This window comes from Mycobacterium lentiflavum, from assembly GCF_022374895.2.
In the GTDB taxonomy this organism is placed as follows: domain Bacteria; phylum Actinomycetota; class Actinomycetes; order Mycobacteriales; family Mycobacteriaceae; genus Mycobacterium; species Mycobacterium lentiflavum.
Genome location: NZ_CP092423.2, coordinates 1,784,206 through 1,801,479 on the forward strand (window position 1 = coordinate 1,784,206; position 17,274 = coordinate 1,801,479).

General features: G+C 66.3%; 16 protein-coding genes. 11 read left to right on the top strand and 5 right to left on the bottom strand.

Annotated features, from left to right (window positions below; translation table 11 throughout):
* Positions 1 to 51: 51 nt before the first annotated feature.
* On the top strand, positions 52 to 942 hold the full coding sequence (locus MJO58_RS08675; protein ID WP_239722600.1) for an SDR family NAD(P)-dependent oxidoreductase: 891 nt from the start codon (positions 52 to 54) through the stop codon (positions 940 to 942).
* An 8-nt stretch (positions 943 to 950) separates the two neighbouring features.
* Here MJO58_RS08675 and MJO58_RS08680 read toward each other — a convergent pair whose 3' ends face one another.
* On the bottom strand, positions 951 to 1,457 hold the full coding sequence (locus tag MJO58_RS08680) for a hypothetical protein (RefSeq protein ID WP_239722601.1): 507 nt from the start codon (positions 1,455 to 1,457) through the stop codon (positions 951 to 953).
* A 287-nt stretch (positions 1,458 to 1,744) separates the two neighbouring features.
* Between MJO58_RS08680 and MJO58_RS08690 the strand changes: the two genes are divergently transcribed.
* A complete protein-coding gene (locus tag MJO58_RS08690; protein WP_090601119.1) occupies positions 1,745 to 2,566 on the top strand; it encodes a mycofactocin-coupled SDR family oxidoreductase in 822 nt (273 codons plus the stop codon).
* 6 nt (positions 2,567 to 2,572) lie between these two features.
* Here MJO58_RS08690 and rpmB read toward each other — a convergent pair whose 3' ends face one another.
* Positions 2,573 to 2,767 (bottom strand): 50S ribosomal protein L28, encoded by a 195-nt coding sequence (rpmB, locus tag MJO58_RS08695; protein WP_090601120.1) that lies wholly within the window; start codon positions 2,765 to 2,767, stop codon positions 2,573 to 2,575.
* A 180-nt stretch (positions 2,768 to 2,947) separates the two neighbouring features.
* Between rpmB and MJO58_RS08700 the strand changes: the two genes are divergently transcribed.
* From MJO58_RS08700 to MJO58_RS08710, 3 genes are read left to right on the top strand one after another with little or no spacing between them, the layout of a single operon-like run.
* The gene (locus tag MJO58_RS08700) at positions 2,948 to 4,621 is read left to right on the top strand and encodes a DAK2 domain-containing protein (RefSeq protein ID WP_090601121.1); all 1,674 of its coding nucleotides are present in this window, start codon (positions 2,948 to 2,950) and stop codon (positions 4,619 to 4,621) included.
* Positions 4,622 to 4,623: 2 nt separating this feature from the next.
* On the top strand, positions 4,624 to 6,855 hold the full coding sequence (gene recG / locus MJO58_RS08705) for an ATP-dependent DNA helicase RecG (protein ID WP_239722602.1): 2,232 nt from the start codon (positions 4,624 to 4,626) through the stop codon (positions 6,853 to 6,855).
* 48 nt (positions 6,856 to 6,903) lie between these two features.
* Positions 6,904 to 7,617: an HNH endonuclease family protein gene (locus tag MJO58_RS08710; protein WP_239723199.1), complete on the top strand. Its 714-nt coding sequence runs from the start codon at positions 6,904 to 6,906 to the stop codon at positions 7,615 to 7,617.
* 148 nt (positions 7,618 to 7,765) lie between these two features.
* Here MJO58_RS08710 and MJO58_RS08715 read toward each other — a convergent pair whose 3' ends face one another.
* The 3 genes from MJO58_RS08715 to MJO58_RS08725 all read right to left on the bottom strand — a co-directional run bounded on the left by MJO58_RS08715 (position 7,766) and on the right by MJO58_RS08725 (position 10,206).
* A complete protein-coding gene (locus tag MJO58_RS08715) occupies positions 7,766 to 8,416 on the bottom strand; it encodes a class I SAM-dependent methyltransferase (protein ID WP_239722603.1) in 651 nt (216 codons plus the stop codon).
* A gap of 92 nt (positions 8,417 to 8,508) precedes the next feature.
* On the bottom strand, positions 8,509 to 9,360 hold the full coding sequence (locus MJO58_RS08720; RefSeq protein ID WP_434086319.1) for an aldo/keto reductase: 852 nt from the start codon (positions 9,358 to 9,360) through the stop codon (positions 8,509 to 8,511).
* The gene (locus tag MJO58_RS08725; RefSeq protein WP_239722604.1) at positions 9,361 to 10,206 is read right to left on the bottom strand and encodes an aldo/keto reductase; all 846 of its coding nucleotides are present in this window, start codon (positions 10,204 to 10,206) and stop codon (positions 9,361 to 9,363) included.
* Here MJO58_RS08725 and MJO58_RS08730 point away from each other — a divergent pair.
* The 6 genes from MJO58_RS08730 (at position 10,205) to coaD (ending at position 17,268) form a co-directional block, all read left to right on the top strand.
* Positions 10,205 to 11,323, top strand: a complete 1,119-nt coding sequence (locus MJO58_RS08730; RefSeq protein WP_239722605.1) for an alpha/beta hydrolase — start codon at positions 10,205 to 10,207, stop codon at positions 11,321 to 11,323. The two genes, MJO58_RS08725 and MJO58_RS08730, sit on opposite strands and share 2 nt — an antisense overlap.
* Positions 11,324 to 11,413: 90 nt before the next feature.
* The gene (locus MJO58_RS08735; protein WP_090601125.1) at positions 11,414 to 12,181 is read left to right on the top strand and encodes a DsbA family protein; all 768 of its coding nucleotides are present in this window, start codon (positions 11,414 to 11,416) and stop codon (positions 12,179 to 12,181) included.
* Positions 12,178 to 12,816, top strand: a complete 639-nt coding sequence (locus MJO58_RS08740; RefSeq protein ID WP_090601126.1) for a vitamin K epoxide reductase family protein — start codon at positions 12,178 to 12,180, stop codon at positions 12,814 to 12,816. The genes MJO58_RS08735 and MJO58_RS08740 overlap by 4 nt, the downstream gene beginning before the upstream one ends.
* 10 nt (positions 12,817 to 12,826) lie before the next feature.
* A complete protein-coding gene (locus MJO58_RS08745; protein WP_239722606.1) occupies positions 12,827 to 16,219 on the top strand; it encodes a pyruvate carboxylase in 3,393 nt (1,130 codons plus the stop codon).
* On the top strand, positions 16,216 to 16,770 hold the full coding sequence (rsmD, locus tag MJO58_RS08750; protein WP_239723201.1) for a 16S rRNA (guanine(966)-N(2))-methyltransferase RsmD: 555 nt from the start codon (positions 16,216 to 16,218) through the stop codon (positions 16,768 to 16,770). The genes MJO58_RS08745 and rsmD overlap by 4 nt, the downstream gene beginning before the upstream one ends.
* A 24-nt stretch (positions 16,771 to 16,794) precedes the next feature.
* On the top strand, positions 16,795 to 17,268 hold the full coding sequence (gene coaD, locus MJO58_RS08755) for a pantetheine-phosphate adenylyltransferase (RefSeq protein ID WP_090601128.1): 474 nt from the start codon (positions 16,795 to 16,797) through the stop codon (positions 17,266 to 17,268).
* Positions 17,269 to 17,274 lie beyond the last annotated feature (6 nt).

A 17,274-nucleotide genomic window follows, 5' to 3' on the forward strand; every position in this document is an offset into this window, starting at 1 on the left:
TTGGCAGAACTGACCCAAGTTACATAGAACCGCCCATTACTCTTAATCGCCGTGACATTACCTTGGACGCCGAGCCGACTCGGCAACTTGACCGGCAAGCGAGTCATCGTGACGGGGGCAACCAACGGCGTCGGCCTGGGCACCGCGCAGGCGCTGACCAAAGCCGGTGCCCATGTGATCCTGGCCGTGCGCAACACCGACCTGGGCACGCAGCGCGCCGCGGAGATGGGCGGCTCGACGTCGGTGATCAAGCTCGATCTCGCGGACCTGTCCTCGGTGCGGGCCTTTTCCGATCAGGTCGACGGGGACATCGACATCCTGATCAACAACGCCGGCACGCTCTGCGACCAGCGCAAGGAGACCGTCGACGGCTTCGAGATGACGCTGGGCACCAACCTGCTCGGGCCGTTCGCGTTGACCAATCTGCTGCTGCCCCGGGTGCGTTCGCAGATCATCAACGTCGGCTCCGATGCGCACAAGTCGGCGACGCTGCGCCTCGACGACATGCACCTGCGTCGCAACAAGTGGACGCGGCTGGGCTCCTATGCCATGTCCAAGCTCGGCGTCATGCTGTGGGGGCTTGAGCTGGATCGCCGGCTGCGCGCGGCCGCCTCGCCGATCGTCACGCAGCTGACTCATCCCGGATGGGTGGCCTCGAACCTGTCGAACATCTCGGACGCGCCGTTGATGTCGTTGGTGCAAAAGGGCGTCACGGTCGTGGCCGACCGGTTCGCCAACGACATCGCCGAAGGCGCGGCCACCACGTTGTACTGCATCAGCGAGCCGGTGCCGCCGGGCAGCTTCGTCGGTGTCAGCGGCAGGCTCGGGCTGCGCGGCGAGCCGGCGCTGATCGGCCGCACACCGCTGGCGTCAAACTACGACGTTGCCGCCCGCCTGGTGGCTTTCGCCGAAGAACAGACGGGCACCACGCTGCCGCTATAGCGGCCTGTTCAGACGTGCGGTAGCCAGCCGGACCCGTGCGTCGACAGCACGAAGCCATGGCCTTCGGGGTCTTTGCACGCGGTGGTGCCCGCGTTGTCGACGCCGCAGATCACGCCGTCCACAGTGATCGAATGCAGCGGCGGCAGCGTCCTGACTCCGTTGGGCGCACCCCCGGAGGGCGCGATTTGTTGTAGACCTGTCCGGGTTCCTATCCAGTTTGTGCGGACAGAACCCTTGGACGTCGGTGCGGCAGCGGGGATTCCGGGGAGATTGTTTCCCGTGCACTGCGCCTGTCCCGATTGGAAGTTGCAGTTGACGCCGTCAGGGGTAACGAAAAATACTTGCGCCGCAGGTATTCCGGGGGTGGAGGCGTCTAGTTCGTAGTCTGCGACGTTGACCGGTGCATAGCTCGCGACATCAGGGAAAGCCGGCGGATCGGCGTGGGCTGTACAGGCGCCGAGCACCGCGGTGATCGCCGGTGCCGCCAGTGCTGCTGCGAACGCCTTGGTGATCATGTATGTCCTAGCGAGAGTTGCGGTCTATCTATTACTTCGCACCTTCGGGCGCGACGATCATGGCCCCGGATTGACCAGAACCTGTTGCACGTTGTACGGGACATTGCGCTGGGTGTTCCATTGGCTGACGAAGATATTCAGACTGTCTAGGGTCGAGCCGGGCATGATGTAGCCTCGCCGCCGGCATGCGCAATCAGCATGGGGATGTTGATGGACTGCAGCTGCTTTGTCATGGCCATCCTCCCCTGCTGGAGATGTTAGGGCCGCAGGCAGGTACGTTGCCGGTCATGGGTGAACTCGACAACTCGGTCGCCGTCATCACCGGTGCGGCACGCGGTCAGGGACGCAGCCACGCGGTGGCGCTCGCCGAACAGGGCGCCGACATCATCGCCGTGGACATCTGCGCCGATATCGACGCGATTCCCTATCCGTTGGGGACCAAAGCGGATCTCGAAGAAAGCGCGCGCCTCGTCGAAGCCGCGGGCCGCAAGGCGGTGCCCGTCGTCGCCGATGTCCGCGACCTGTCGCAGTTGCAGGCCGGGGTGCAGACCGCGATCAACGAACTCGGCGAGGTCGACATCGTCATCGCCAACGCCGGGGTGGTGGCGATCGGTGACACCGAAATCCGTAACGAGCCGGTGTTCAACTCGATCGTCGACACCAACCTCAAGGGGGTCTGGCACACGCTGCTGGCGACGGTGCCGTCGATCATTCGCGGGGGCAAGGGCGGATCGATCGTGATGGTCAGCTCGTCGCAGGGCCTGACCGGCCGGGGCGGCGACGGCACCGCGGCGATGTTCGCCTACGCGGCGTCCAAGCACGGCGTGGTGGGGTTGATGCGGTCGGCCGCCAATGCCTATGCGCCGCACAAGATTCGAGTAAATTCGATCCATCCGGCCGGAGTCATGACCCCGATGATCCTCAACGACTTCGTGGTGAACCGGATGCTGGAGAATCCGAACCCAGCCGTGGCGCAGATGCTGCTGCCCGACGTGCCGCTGGTCGAGCCGCAAGACGTGACCGAGGCCGTGCTGTGGCTGGTCGGTCCCCGCGCGCGCTACATAACCGGCGTATCGATACCCGTCGACGCCGGACACATCGTGATGTAGCTGCGGCTAGCCGCGTACGACCTTGCCGGCCTTGATGCAGGACGCGCAGACGTTGAGGCGTTGCTTGTTGCCACCCGGACGCGCCACGACGTGCACGGTCTGGACGTTCGGGTCCCAGCGCCGGCTGGTGCGCCGGTGGGAGTGCGACACCGACTTGCCGAAGCCGGGGCCTTTCCCGCAGATTTCGCACACAGCGGCCATCGTTCAAGCTCCTCAAATGTTCGGGGATCCGGCACGGATAGATCGCGCCGCGACAGCCCAGGATACCGACTGTGGTGGGCAACCACCAAAACGATCCACAACGACGGTCGGCTTGCCCCTGAGCGTGTCGCCGCGGCTGGCTAGGCTCAGTAGGCCGGTCGGTGGAGGAGGTGGGTCACAGTGGGCAGTTCGGATCGTCTGCTCGACGCACCGGCGCTGCGGGACTGGGCGCACACCGCCGTCAGCGACCTGATCACTCACATCGACGAGATCAACCGGCTGAACGTCTTCCCGGTCGCCGACTCCGACACCGGCGCAAACATGCTGTTCACGATGCGTTCCGCGCTGGCCGAGGCCAGCGCCGGGGTCGGCGCCGACGGCGGCCCGGGATGCGTCGCCCGGGTCGCATCCGCCCTGTCCGCGGGTGCGCTCAACGGCGCGCGCGGCAACTCCGGGGTGATCCTGTCGCAGATCCTGCGCGGTATCGCCGACGTCACCGCCACCGCGGCCGCGGACCGCGGCGGTGAACTGCCGCACCTGGACGCGGTGTTGCTCGGGGCGGCGTTGCAGCGCGGCGTCGAGTTGGTGATCACCTCGATGGGCGGCCAGGAAGTCCCGGGAACCATCGTCTCGGTGCTGCGGGCGGCCGCCGACGCCGTCGAGAAGCGCGCGAACGAGGGGCTGGCCGCGGCGATCACCGCGGCCGGCGACGCCGCCGTCGTCGCGCTGGAAAAAACCCCTGAGCAGCTGGATGTGCTGGCCGACGCCGGTGCCGTGGACGCCGGGGGGCGGGGCCTGCTGGTTCTGCTGGATGCGCTGCGCTCGACGGTCGGCGGCCAGCCGCCCGCCCGCACGGTCTATCAGCTCGCACCGCGCAAGCAGCAGGTGGCCGTTACCCCCGAACGGCCGACACCGCAGTTCGAGGTGATGTATCGGCTGGACGGAAGCAGTCCGCCGGCGGCCAACGCGCTGCGGGACCGGCTGATGAAACTGGGTGATTCCGTGGCCATCGCCGCCGCGCCGTTCACCAACCAGGCCAGCTACTCGGTGCACGTGCATACCGACGACGCCGGCGCGGCCGTGGAAGCCGGACTAGTGGCCGGACGGCTGAGCCGGATCATGATTTCGTCGCTGAGCTCCGGGGCCGTCGGGCTGCCCGTGGGCAGCTGGACCAAGGAACGAGCCGTGCTGGCGGTCGTCGACGGTGACGGCGCCGCCGAGCTGTTCGCGGGCGAGGGCGCCCACGTGCTGCAGCCCGCTGCGGACGCGGGCGACCCGGTCACCGGTATCAGCGCTCACCAGCTGATGCGGGCCGTGGTCGACACCGGCGCCGCGCAGGTGATGGTGCTGCCCAACGGTTACGTGGCCGCCGAGGAGCTGGTCGCCGGCTGCACCGCGGCCATCGGCTGGGGCATCGACGTGGTGCCGATACCGACGGGGTCGATGGTGCAGGGGCTGGCCGCGCTGGCCGTGCACGAAACGGATCGGCAGGCGGTCGACGACGGCTACACGATGGCGCGTGCCGCCGGCGGCGCCCGGTGCGGGTCGGTGCGTGTCGCCACCGAGAGCGCGCTGACCTGGGCGGGCCGCTGTCAGCCCGGCGACGGGCTGGGCATCGCCGGCGACGAGGTGTTGATTGTGGCCGCCGACGCGCCGGGGGCGGCGATCGGCCTGCTCGATCTCCTGTTGGCGTCCGGCGGCGACCTGGTGACCGTGCTGGTCGGTGCCGGCATCGACGACGATTCGGTGACGTCCGTCTTGCAAGAGCACGTCCACGACCACCATCCGGGCACCGAGTTGGTGACCTACCGCACCGGCCATCGCGGCGACGCCCTGCTGATCGGCGTCGAGTAATCGTGGCGTCGCGCAGCGATCGGCTGGACTACGTGCTGGGCGCCAAGGCGGCGAATTCCCTGGACGAGGTGTTCGGCATCCGCACGGTCGACGACCTGCTGCGCCACTACCCGCGCAGCTACACCGAGACGGCCGCGAGATGGGACGCCTCCGAGGAGCGGCCGGAAGTCGGCCAGCACATCACCCTCGTCGACACGATCACCGACACCGACTCGTTCCCGATGAAGAAGAACCCGCGGCGCAAATGCCTGCGTATCACCGTGGGCTCGGGTCGCAGCAAGGTGACGGCGACGTTCTTCAACGCCGACTACCTCAGCAAGGACCTCACCGAGGGCACCCGGGTGATGCTGTCCGGCGAAGTCGGCTACTTCAGAAACGTCATGCAGCTGACGCACCCGGACTTTCTCATCCTAAATTCGCCGAGCGGACGCAACCGCGGCAGCAAATCGCTGAAAACCATCGCCGACACCTCCGCGACCTTCAGCGGCGAGGAATTGACGTCGGCATTCGACCGGCGCTTCTTCCCGATCTACCCGGCCAGCACCAAGCTGCAGAGCTGGGACATCTACGCCTGCGTGCGCCAGGTGCTCGAGGTTCTCGATCCGGTGACCGATCCGCTGCCCGCGGAGCTGGTCGCCGAATACGACCTGATGTCTGAAGACGCTGCGCTGCGGGCGATTCACCTCGCCGAGGACGAGGCGCAGCGCCGCCGTGCCCGCGAACGACTGACGTTCGACGAGGCTGTCGGTCTGCAATGGGCGCTGGTTGCACGCCGGCACGGCGAGCTGTCGCAATCGGGACCACCGGCGCCGCGAGGCTCAGCCGGTTTGGCCGCGGAACTGTTGGGCCGCTTGCCCTTTGAGCTGACGGCCGGACAGCGCGAAACGCTCGACGTGCTGTCCGATGGACTCTCGGCCAATCGCCCGATGAACCGGCTACTGCAGGGAGAGGTCGGCTCCGGCAAGACGATCATCGCGGTGCTGGCGATGCTGCAGATGGTCGATGCCGGTTACCAGTGCGCGCTGCTGGCTCCCACCGAAGTCCTTGCCGCACAACATCTGCGGTCGATCAACGACGTGCTAGGGCCGCTGGCGATGGCCGGCCAGCTGGGCGGGGCCGACAGTGAAGGCGGCGTGGCGACCCGGGCCGCGCTGCTCACCGGATCGATGTCGACCGCGCAGAAGAACCAAGTGCGCCGCGAGATCGCCGGCGGTGAGGTCGGCATCGTCATCGGCACGCATGCCCTGCTGCAGGACGTGGTGGAATTCGCCAACCTCGGCATGGTCGTCGTCGACGAGCAACACCGATTCGGCGTCGAGCAACGAGATCAGTTGCGCGCCAAGGCACCTGCGGGCATCACACCGCACCTGCTGGTGATGACGGCGACGCCGATACCGCGCACCGTCGCGCTGACCGTCTACGGCGACCTGGAAACCTCGACGCTGCGCGAACTGCCGCGCGGCCGCCAGCCCATCACCACCAACGTCATTTTCGTCCAGGACAAGCCCGCCTGGCTGGATCGCGCTTGGGAACGCATCCGCGAGGAGGTGGCGGCCGGCCGGCAGGCCTATGTGGTGGCACCGCGCATCGACGAGGCCGACGAGTCAGGGAAGGAGCCGCAAGACGCGCGTGCGACGGAGACCGCCGAGGGGCTTTATGCCCGCCTGCGTTCCGGTGAACTGTCGAACTTGCGGCTGGGGCTGATGCACGGACGGTTGGCCGCCGACGAGAAGGACGCCGCCATGGCCGCCTTCCGCAACGGTGAGACCGATGTGCTGGTGTGCACCACCGTCATCGAGGTCGGCGTCGACGTCCCCAATGCCACGGTGATGCTGGTGATGGATGCCGACCGATTCGGGATCAGCCAGTTGCATCAGCTGCGTGGCCGCATCGGCCGCGGCCGGCATCCGAGCCTGTGTCTGCTCGCCACCTGGAGCTCGCCGGAGTCTGCGGCCGGCCGCCGGCTGACCGCGGTCGCCGGGACGCTCGACGGGTTCGCCCTGTCCGAGCTGGATCTGCGAGAGCGCCGGGAAGGAGATGTGCTGGGCCGCAACCAATCCGGCCGGGCGATCAATTTGCGGTTGCTGTCGCTGGCCGACCACCTGGCCTACATCGAAGCGGCGCGCGAATTCTGCACCCGAGCGTATGAGGCTGACCGCGAGAACCCCCAATTGGATTCGCTGGCGGCACAATTCACCGATACCGACCGCATCGAATACCTGGACAAATCGTGACGCGCCAGCGACGATGCTCAAGCGCAGCGATGAGGTGCAGTGGCGCGGATTAACAGCAAGGTGCTGCTGTGGTTATCGGCAGCCGCGGTGCTCGCGGTGTTGGTCGCCTACCAGACGCTGGGCTCGACGTCGGCCAGGCACGCGCAGATCGCCGCGCGCGCCGATGTGCCCACCGTGGCGCCGGGCACCGATGTGCTGGCCGGCATTGCCGTGGCGCCACTTCGGGTTCATCACTACGACTACCGCAGGTCGGCCTTCGGCGATTCGTGGGACGACGACAACGACGCCCCGGGTGGGCACAACGGATGTGACACCCGCGACGACATCCTCGACCGCGATCTCGTCGACAAGACCTATGTGGCGATCAAGCGATGCCCGAACGCCGTTGCCACCGGCACGCTGCACGACCCGTATACCAACACCATCATCGGATTCCAGCGCGGTGCCAAGGTCGGCGAATCGGTGCAGATCGACCACATCGTCCCGCTCGCCTACGCCTGGGACATGGGCGCTTTCGGCTGGCCGGATTCCGAGCGGCTGCGCTTCGCCAACGATCCGGCCAACCTGCTGGCCGTGCAGGGCCAGGCCAATCAGGACAAGGGTGATCTGCCGCCGGCGCTATGGATGCCGCCCAATCGCGCGTTCGCCTGCCAATACGCGATGCAGTTCATCGCCGTGCTGCGGGGCTATCAGCTACCGGTGGATCAGGCATCGGCCGGCGCGCTGCGCCAGGCCGCGGCCACCTGCCCGGTGGGACACTAGTGTCGCATCCGCATCGCCGCGCGGCCCCATGACCGAATCGCAAAAGCGATATCACGGGCGCTATCACGTTCGCGGAGCAACTCCGTCCGATCGACAAGGGGTTGATGTGGCGCCTGTGAAAAAGACGTGCCACCTGTACAACGGAGCATTAGTCGAACCCGGCAACGAGCAGACGGTAACCGAGATCCAGCTCCTCGACGTCCAACAGATCGCGGTATCGGCGGGCCCATTCGCCGCTGTCGAGGTCCGCTTGCAGCTGTGAGAGACCCTGCTCGAGTTCCGATTTCGGTGTCAGGGCGAACAAGGACATCCCGGACTGAACGGCGGAATCGAGATAGGCGTGTGGTCGGCGCCAATAGGCGCCGCCGAAGCCGTCGAGGCAATCGTGCGGAACGGGCACCGGGATGATCCTCGGATCACCCAGCAAAGAAGCAAGTTTCGCGATCGGAACGGCAAGGTCGGCGTCGGTCTGCGCGGCAGCCGGCAGGTAATCGCGGATCAACCAGAACTGTCGGAAAAGGGTTTGGTCCCAGGTAAAGACGACAAGGCGACGACGCGCGATACGCCGCATCTCTTCGATGCCCTGCGCGAGGTCATTCCAATGGTGGACGGTCAGCACGGCAAGCGCGGCGTCCACGGCGTTCGAGCGAATCGGCAGCTGCTCGGCGACGGCGAGAACTGCCGGGGCACAACCGGGAGGCCGCTGGGCGATCATCACCCGGCTGGGTTCAACCGCGACGATGGTGTGCGCCGGTTCGTAGGATCCCGTGCCCGCGCCGATATTGGCGACTGTCGCCATGTCCAGCAGCGCCTCGTCGACCGCCGCGGCGACGCGTGGGTCCGGACGACGAGTGCGTGCGTAACTGCGCCCGGTCCGGTCGTACCGGCTCGTTACGCGCCTTCGTAGGTGTTGGGGTCCGGGCGCAGCCGGGTGCCGTCGTTGAGTGCGTTGATCGCGTCCATGTGCTCGGCCGCCAATTCGAAATCGAACACGTCGAAGTCGGTGGCGATGTGCTCAGGGTTGGCCGAGCGGAACACGACCGCGTTCCCCAATTGCACGTTCCACCGCAGCAGCACCTGCGAGGGCGTCTTGCCGTATTCGGTCGCAATGGAGTTCACGGTCGGGTTGTCGTCGAGCTTGCCCAGGGCCAGCGGTGTGTAGGACTGGGTCACGACATTGTGCTGCGCATTGGTCTTGCGCATGTCGGCTTGGTTGAGCAGCGGGTGCAGCTCGATCTGGTTCACCGCCGGCGTCGTGAAGACGAGGTCGATGACCATCTCCAGGTATTCCTCGGTGAAGTTGGCGACACCGATGGAGCGAGTGTGGCCGGTGGAGCGCAGTTGCAGCAGCCCCGCGAAGGAGTCCACATATTTGCCGAGCGCGGCAGCCGGCCAATGGATCAGGTAGAGGTCAAGGTAATCCAGGCCCAGTCGTTCCAGGCTGGCTTCGCAGGCATCCTGCGCGCCCTTGAGACCCTGGTCGGCAGTGGCGAGTTTGGTGGTGACGAACAGCTCCGCGCGGGGAATCCCGGATGCGGCAATGGCGCGACCGACAGCGGCTTCATTGCCGTAAGCCGCGGCGGTGTCGATCAGCCGGCAGCCGAGCTCCAGCGCCGCCGATACCGCACGTTCGGTCTCGTCCTCCGACAAATCCGCGACGCCGAGGCCAAGCACCGGCATCGTGTTTTCGTCATTGAGAGTGATCGAGGGTACGGCGAGGCCCGCATCGCCAGTCAACGTCATTCACCTACCTGTGAAACTGAAGGTTCGTGGATCAGGACCAAGCCGAGTTCCGTCGTCGAGCGAGGAAATCGTCGCCATTTCATCGGCGCTGAGCTCGAAATCGAACACGTCGAAGTTACTCGCAATCCGGGCCGGGTTCACTGACTTGGGGATCACGATATTACCGAGCTGGATATGCCATCTGATCAACACCTGCGCGGGTGTCCGCCCACATCCTTCGGCGACGGCGGTGACGGTCGGATCTGTCAGCAGCGCTCCTTGCCCCAGCGGCGCCCATGCCTCGGTCGCGATTCCGCGCTGGGCGTGCACGTTTCGTAATTCCGTCTGGGGATAACGAGGGTGCAACTCGATCTGATTGACGGCAGGAACCATGCCGGTGGCATCGATCAGAACCATCAGATGCTCGGGTTCGAAATTGCTGACTCCGATGGAGCGGATCCGCCCCTGGTCGCGCAGGTGCGCGAATGCCTTGAAAGTTTCGACAAACTTTCCCAGCGCCGGCACCGGCCAGTGAATGAGGTAGAGGTCGAGATAGTCGAGGCCGAGCCGGTCCATGCTGGCGTCGAAGGCCGTCAACGTGCTGTCGTAACCCTGCTCGGAGTTCCACAGCTTGGTCACCACGTAGAGTTGATCGCGCGGCACGTCGGAATCGGCGATCGCGCGCCCGGTTTCCCGTTCATTGCGGTAGGCGGCAGCGGTGTCGATATGCCGGTAACCGACTTGCAGCGCCGTACGTACCGCCTGCTCGGTCTCTGCCGGAGGGACCTGGAAGACTCCGAACCCGACGGCGGGGATCGCATGACCGTCATTGAGCATGACTGAGTTTGGTTCAAGGGGGCCGGACATGACACAGAGTCTGCCAGGCGCGCCGGACCTGCATCCCGGAGCTAGACGCGGATCGACGCGCTGGGCCGATCGCGTGCAGGACGTCGTCACCAATGTCGGCGTCAAGGCGATCCCCTGGATACCGACACCGGCCAAGCGGCTGATATTCGGCGGTCGATCGATCATCATCGATGGCAACACGCTCGATCCGACGCTGCAGCTGGCGCTGTCCGCGTCGCGGCTTTCCGGCATCGAGGGGTTGGACGTCAATGACGACCCGGTGGCGTCGCGCGCGCAGATGCGCCAGACGCTGCTGTCGCTACCCGGTCCCCAAATTCACGTCATGGTCGACGACCTCACGATTCCTGGGCCGGCCGGCGAGATCGGGGCCCGCCACTACCGTCCGGCCAACGAGGGGCCCGCGGACTTGCTGGTCTTCTACCACGGCGGCGGCTGGACGATCGGAGACCTGGACACCGCCGATGCGCTGTGCCGCCTGACCTGCCGCGACGCCGGGATTCATGTGCTGTCGATCGACTACCGGCTGGCCCCGGAGCATCCGGCGCCGGCCGCGATCGAGGACGCCTACGCGGCGTTCACGTGGGCCCACGACCATGCCGGAGACCTCGGCGCGAGACCGGGACGCGTCGCGGTCGGGGGAGACAGTGCGGGCGGCAACCTGGCCGCCGTCGTATGCCAATTGGCACGTGACGAGGACGGCCCGGCGCCGCTGCTGCAGTGGCTGATCTATCCCCGGACCGATTTCACCGCGCAGAATCGCTCGCTGAGCCTGTTCGCCCGCGGCTTCCTGCTGACCAAACGCGATATCGACTGGTTCACCGCGGAGTACCTCAACGGCACCGGCATCGACCTGACGGATCCGCGGGTCTCGCCCGCACATGCCCAATCATTGTCCGGGTTGGCGCCCGCGCTGATCGCCGTCGCGGGGTTCGACCCGTTGCGCGACGAAGGTCAGGCTTACGCCGCCGCGCTGCAGGACGCCGGCACCCCCGTGGACCTGCGGTACATGGGCTCGCTGACACACGGATTCGCCAGCCTGTTTCAGCTCGGGGGCGGCAGCGCGGCGGCGACCAGTGATCTGATTTCTGCGCTGCGCGCTCACCTGAGCCGGGCCTGATTTGCCGCGATTCGGCCGCCGGTAATCTAGAGGCGCGGTCTCCGACGTAACGCCCGCACGCCGACCCAACACAGAAGGATCACCAAACCTGTGGCCGACAAATCGAAACGTCCCCCCCGATTCGACCTGAAGGCGTCAGACGGGAAGTCCGGCCGGCTCATCCAGATCGGCGGTACCGCGTTCATCATCGTCTTCGCGGTCGCGCTGGTGTTCTACATCGTGACGTCGCACAAGGACAAAAAGGGCGGCATCGCCGGTCAGGGTGACACCGTTCGCGTGACGTCGAGCAAGGTGGTCAACCAGCCCGGGACCAACAACCCCAAGGCGGTCGTGACCTTCTACGAGGACTTCTTGTGCCCGGCCTGCGGCAATTTCGAGCGCACCTTCGGACCGACGATCTCCAAGCTGATCGATTCCGGCGCCATTGCCGCCGATTACTCGATGGTGGCAATTCTCGACAGCTCCAAGAACCAGAACTATTCGTCGCGGGCGGGGGCGGCAGCGCTGTGCGTCGCCGACGAGAACATGGATGCGTTCCGTCGTTTTCACACCGCGCTGTTCACCACCGGGATCCAGCCCGACGAGCGCGGGAGCAGCTTCCCCGACAACGCGAAATTGATCGAACTCGCCCGCGAGGCCGGCGTCGTCGGCAAGGTGCCGGATTGCATCAACAGCGGGAAGTACCTCTCCAAGGTCAGCGGCGAAGCCTCGGCCGCGAGCATCACCGCAACCCCGACGATCAAGATCAACGGTGAGAACTACGAGCCGTCGACACCCGATGCGCTGGTCGGAAAGATCAAGACCATCGTGGGCGACGTTCCGGGTATCGACGGACCCGTCGCTCCTCCGGCTTCGTGACGGTCGCGGTGTCGGTCGAACCCACCGGGCGATCCGGCGATCCGACATCGGCTTCGACACGTGATTCATCAGTACCGGCGCGCGGCGCGTGGTGGGTGCTGATCGCCGGGGCGATCGGGCTGGCCTCGTCGGCGACCCTGACGGTCGAGAAGATCGACCTCCTGCTCAACCCGTCGTATGTGCCGTCGTGCAACCTCAATCCGATCCTCTCGTGCGGTTCGGTGATGGTCACGCCGCAGGCCTCGTTGCTGGGCTTCCCCAATCCGCTGCTGGGCATCGTGGCGTTCACCGTGGTATTGGTCGCCGGCGTGCTGGCGGTGGCGAAAGTATCGATACCCCAATGGTTTTGGATTTCGCTTGAGGTCGGGCTGCTGGTCGGTGCCGGGTTCGTGCACTGGCTGATCTTCGAGAGTCTGTACCGGATCGGGGCGTTGTGTCCCTACTGCATGGTGGTGTGGGCGATGACGATCACGTTGCTGGTGGTGGTCGGGTCCATCGTGTTTCGTCCGGTGCTCGACGGCACCACGGCGCGGTTGCTCTACCAATGGCGATGGTCGATCACCGCGCTATGGTTCACCGCGGTGTTTCTACTGATCATGGTGCGGTTCTGGGACTATTGGTCGACACTTCTGTAAGGAGTCGCGAGTGATCTCCAAGGTGCTGGTGGCCAATCGCGGTGAGATCGCGATACGCGCGTTCCGCGCGGCCTACGAACTTGGCGTCGGCACGGTGGCCGTATATGCCTACGAGGACCGCAATTCGGTACACCGGCTCAAGGCCGATGAGTCGTATCAGATCGGCGATGTCGGTCATCCCGTGCGTGCTTACCTGTCCGTCGACGAGATCGTCGAAACTGCCTCCCGGGCCGGTGCCGACGCCGTCTACCCCGGGTACGGCTTCCTGTCGGAGAATCCGGCATTGGCCGCGGCCTGCGCGGACGCCGGCATCACGTTCGTCGGTCCCAGCGCCGAAATCCTTGAGCTGACCGGGAATAAGGCGCGGGCAATCGAGGCCGCCCGCGAAGCCGGGCTGCCCGTACTCGCATCTTCGGCGCCGTCGGCGTCGGTCGAGGAGCTGGTGTCCGCTGCCGCCGAGATGCGGTTTCCGTTGTTCGTCAAGGCTGTTGCCGGTGGCGGGGGGCGCGGTATGCGGCGCGTCACCGACATCGATGCGCTCACCGAGGCGATCGAGGCCGCCAGCCGTGAGGCCGAGTCGGCGTTCGGTGACCCGACGGTCTATCTCGAGCAGGCGGTGGTCAAGCCGCGCCACATCGAGGTGCAGATCCTGGGCGACAACACCGGCAACGTGATCCACCTGCACGAGCGCGACTGCAGCGTGCAGCGTCGCCACCAGAAGGTCGTCGAATTGGCGCCCGCGCCAAACCTTTCCACCGAATTGCGCGACAAGATCTGCGCCGACGCCGTCGCCTTCGCCCGGCATATCGGGTACAGCTGTGCGGGCACCGTCGAATTCCTGCTGGACGAGAACGGTCATTACGTTTTCATCGAGATGAATCCGCGGATTCAGGTGGAGCACACCGTGACCGAGGAGATCACCGACGTCGACCTGGTGTCCAGCCAGTTGCGCATCGCCTCCGGCGAGACGCTGGAGGATCTGGGCCTGAGCCAGGAGAACATTCGGCCGCACGGCGCCGCACTGCAGTGCCGGATCACCACCGAAGATCCGGCCAACGGGTTCCGCCCCGACACCGGCCGGATCAGCACCTACCGCAGTCCCGGTGGTGCCGGCATCCGTCTGGACGGCAGCACCAACCTCGGCGCGGAGATCAGCGCCCACTTCGATTCGATGCTGGTCAAGTTGACCTGCCGGGGCCGCGACTTCCACACGGCGGTGTCGCGGGCCCGACGCGCGATCGCGGAGTTCCGGATTCGCGGGGTATCGACGAATATTCCTTTCCTGCAAGCGGTTCTGGACGATCCGGACTTCCAGGCCGGCCGGATCACCACGTCGTTCATCGACGAGCGCCCACATCTGCTGACCGCGCGCGGATCAGCCGACCGCGGCACCAAGATCCTCAACTACCTGGCCGACGTCACGGTCAACCATCCGCATGGCACGCACCCGTCGACGGTGTACCCACACGACAAGCTGCCGTTTATCGATCCGACCGATCTCGAGGCGGAGCCGCCGGCCGGATCAAAGCAGCGGCTAGTTGAGTTGGGGCCCGAGGGTTTTGCGCGCTGGCTGCGCGAGTCGCCCGCGGTGGGCGTCACCGACACGACCTTCCGCGATGCCCACCAGTCGTTGCTGGCGACCCGGGTGCGCACCAGTGGGCTGATGATGGTGGCGCCCTACCTGGCCCGGACGATGCCGCAACTGCTGTCGGTGGAGTGCTGGGGCGGTGCCACTTACGATGTGGCACTTCGCTTCCTGAAAGAAGATCCTTGGGAGCGGTTGGCCACGCTGCGCGAGGCGATGCCCAACATCTGTCTGCAGATGCTGCTGCGGGGCCGAAACACCGTGGGGTACACGCCCTATCCGGAACTGGTCACCTCGGCGTTCATCGAAGAGGCGACCGCGACGGGTATCGACATCTTCCGCATCTTCGACGCGCTTAACAACCTGGACTCGATGCGCCCGGCTATCGACGCTGTCCGCGAAACCGGTTCCGCGATAGCCGAAGTCGCGATGTGCTACACCGGTGACCTGTCCGACCCGGGGGAGCGGCTCTACACGCTGGACTACTACCTCAACCTGGCCGAGCGGATCGTGGACGCAGGTGCGCACGTGCTGGCCATCAAGGACATGGCCGGGCTGTTGCGGCCACCGGCCGCACACCAACTGGTCAGCGCGCTGCGCAGCCGGTTCGACTTGCCGATCCACGTACACACCCACGACACCCCGGGTGGCCAGCTGGCCAGCTATATGGCCGCCTGGCACGCGGGTGCCGACGCCGTCGACGGTGCCGCCGCACCGCTGGCGGGCACCACCAGCCAGCCGGCACTGAGCTCGATCGTCGCCGCCGCCGCGCACACCGAGCACGACACCGGCCTGTCGCTTTCGGCGGTATGCGCGCTGGAGCCGTACTGGGAGGCGCTGCGAAAGGTGTACGCGCCCTTCGAATCCGGGCTGCCCGGTCCGACGGGGCGGGTCTATCACCACGAAATCCCGGGTGGCCAGTTGTCGAACCTTCGCCAACAGGCGATCGCGCTGGGCTTGGGCGATCGATTCGAAGAGATCGAAGAGGCGTATGCGGGCGCTGACCGCGTGCTCGGCAGGCTGATCAAGGTCACCCCGTCGTCGAAGGTGGTCGGCGACCTGGCGCTGGCGCTGGTCGGTTCGGGGCTCACCGCAGACGAATTCTCCTCGGATCCTTCGCGATTGGACATCCCGGAATCGGTGGTGGGGTTCCTGCGCGGCGAGCTCGGGGATCCGGTCGGTGGCTGGCCGGAGCCGCTGCGCAGCGCCGCGCTGGAGGGCCGCGGGCCCGCCAAGCCGGTCCAGCAGCTCAGCGCAGAAGACGAGGCGGGGCTCGCGCTGAGCGGTGCCAAACGTCAAGCCACGCTCAATCGACTGTTATTCCCTGGTCCGACAAAGGAATTCGAGGAGCACCGGGACACTTACGGTGACACGTCGCATCTGTCGGCCAATCAGTTCTTCTACGGGCTGCGCCAAGGCGAAGAGCATCAGGTGACACTGGAACGCGGGGTCGATCTGTTGATTGGTCTGGAGGCCATCTCCGAGCCCGACGAGCGCGGCATGCGCACGGTGATGTGCATCATGAACGGCCAGCTGCGTCCGGTGCTGGTGCGCGACCGCAGTATCGCCAGCACCATCCCGACCGCCGAGAAGGCCGAACGAGGCAATGCCGGCCACATCGCGGCACCCTTCGCCGGAGTCGTCACCGTGTCGGTGGCCGAGGGCGACAAGGTGAGCGCGGGCCAGACGATCGCCACGATCGAGGCGATGAAGATGGAAGCGCCGATCACCGCTCCGAAGGACGCCACCGTGGGGCGGGTCGCCGTGTCGAGCACGGCGCAGGTCGAGGGTGGAGATCTGCTGGTGGTGCTGAGCTGACGCGGATCATCGGCGGCGTCGCCGGAGGGCGACGGCTCGCCGTGCCGCCGCGTGGGACCCGGCCGACCACCGATCGGGTGCGCGAGTCGTTGTTCAACATCGTCACCGCGCGACGTGATCTGGCCGGCTTGGCGGTGCTGGATCTCTACGCGGGCTCGGGCGCACTGGGTCTGGAAGCGCTCTCGCGCGGTGCGGCCTCGGCGCTGTTCGTCGAGTCCGATCCGCGCACCGCGGCCGTCATCGCGCGCAACATCGAGGCCCTGGGCCTGCCCGGCGCGACGCTGCGCCGGGGCCCGGTGTCCACGGTGCTGGCCGGTGGGGTCGCATCCCCGGTCGATCTGGTGCTGGCCGACCCGCCTTACGAGATCGAGACCGCCGAGGTCGAGGCAGTCCTGGCCGCGCTGAGCGCCCATGGCTGGGTGCGCGCGGCAACGGTCGCAGTCGTCGAGCGGGCCGCCGCCGGGGCTTCGCTGACCTGGCCGGACGGCTGGACCCCATGGCCGGAGCGAATTTACGGCGACACCCGCCTGGAGCTGGCCGAATATGACTGAGACGCCCTGCTACCTTGGTCGCTTATGAGCGGCGCCGTATGCCCGGGCTCATTCGACCCGGTGACATTGGGCCACATCGACGTCTTCGAACGCGCCGCGGGTCAGTTCGACGAGGTCGTCGTGGCGATCCTGACCAACCCCGCCAAGAAGGGCATGTTCGAGATCGACGAGCGCGTCGCGATGATCGAGGAAGCGACGGCTCATCTGCCGAATCTGCGCGTCGAGGTCGGGCAGGGCCTGGTGGTGGACTTCGTCACCTCCCGCGGGATGACCGCGATCGTCAAGGGCCTGCGCACCGACACCGATTTCGAGTACGAGTTGCAGATGGCACAGATGAACAAGCACATCGCCAATGTGGACACCTTCTTCGTGGCGACCGCGCCGCAGTATTCGTTCGTGTCGTCGTCGTTGGCCAAAGAGGTCGCGATGATGGGCGGCGACGTCTCGAAGCTGCTGCCGGAGTCGGTGAATCGCCGCCTGCGCGAGAGGCTGTCGTAAGGTCCT

Excerpts from the sequence above, each read along its gene's own strand:
- MJO58_RS08680 (WP_239722601.1), bottom strand. The coding sequence starts at position 1,457 with ATGATCACCAAGGCGTTCGCAGCAGCACTGGCGGCACCGGCGATCACC.
- MJO58_RS08690 (WP_090601119.1), top strand. The coding sequence starts at position 1,745 with ATGGGTGAACTCGACAACTCGGTCGCCGTCATCACCGGTGCGGCACGC.
- rpmB (WP_090601120.1), bottom strand. The coding sequence starts at position 2,767 with ATGGCCGCTGTGTGCGAAATCTGCGGGAAAGGCCCCGGCTTCGGCAAG.
- MJO58_RS08715 (WP_239722603.1), bottom strand. The coding sequence starts at position 8,416 with ATGGCGACAGTCGCCAATATCGGCGCGGGCACGGGATCCTACGAACCG.
- MJO58_RS08720 (WP_434086319.1), bottom strand. The coding sequence starts at position 9,360 with ATGACGTTGACTGGCGATGCGGGCCTCGCCGTACCCTCGATCACTCTC.
- MJO58_RS08730 (WP_239722605.1), top strand. The coding sequence starts at position 10,205 with ATGACACAGAGTCTGCCAGGCGCGCCGGACCTGCATCCCGGAGCTAGA.
- MJO58_RS08725 (WP_239722604.1), bottom strand. The coding sequence starts at position 10,206 with ATGTCCGGCCCCCTTGAACCAAACTCAGTCATGCTCAATGACGGTCAT.
- coaD (WP_090601128.1), top strand. The coding sequence starts at position 16,795 with ATGAGCGGCGCCGTATGCCCGGGCTCATTCGACCCGGTGACATTGGGC.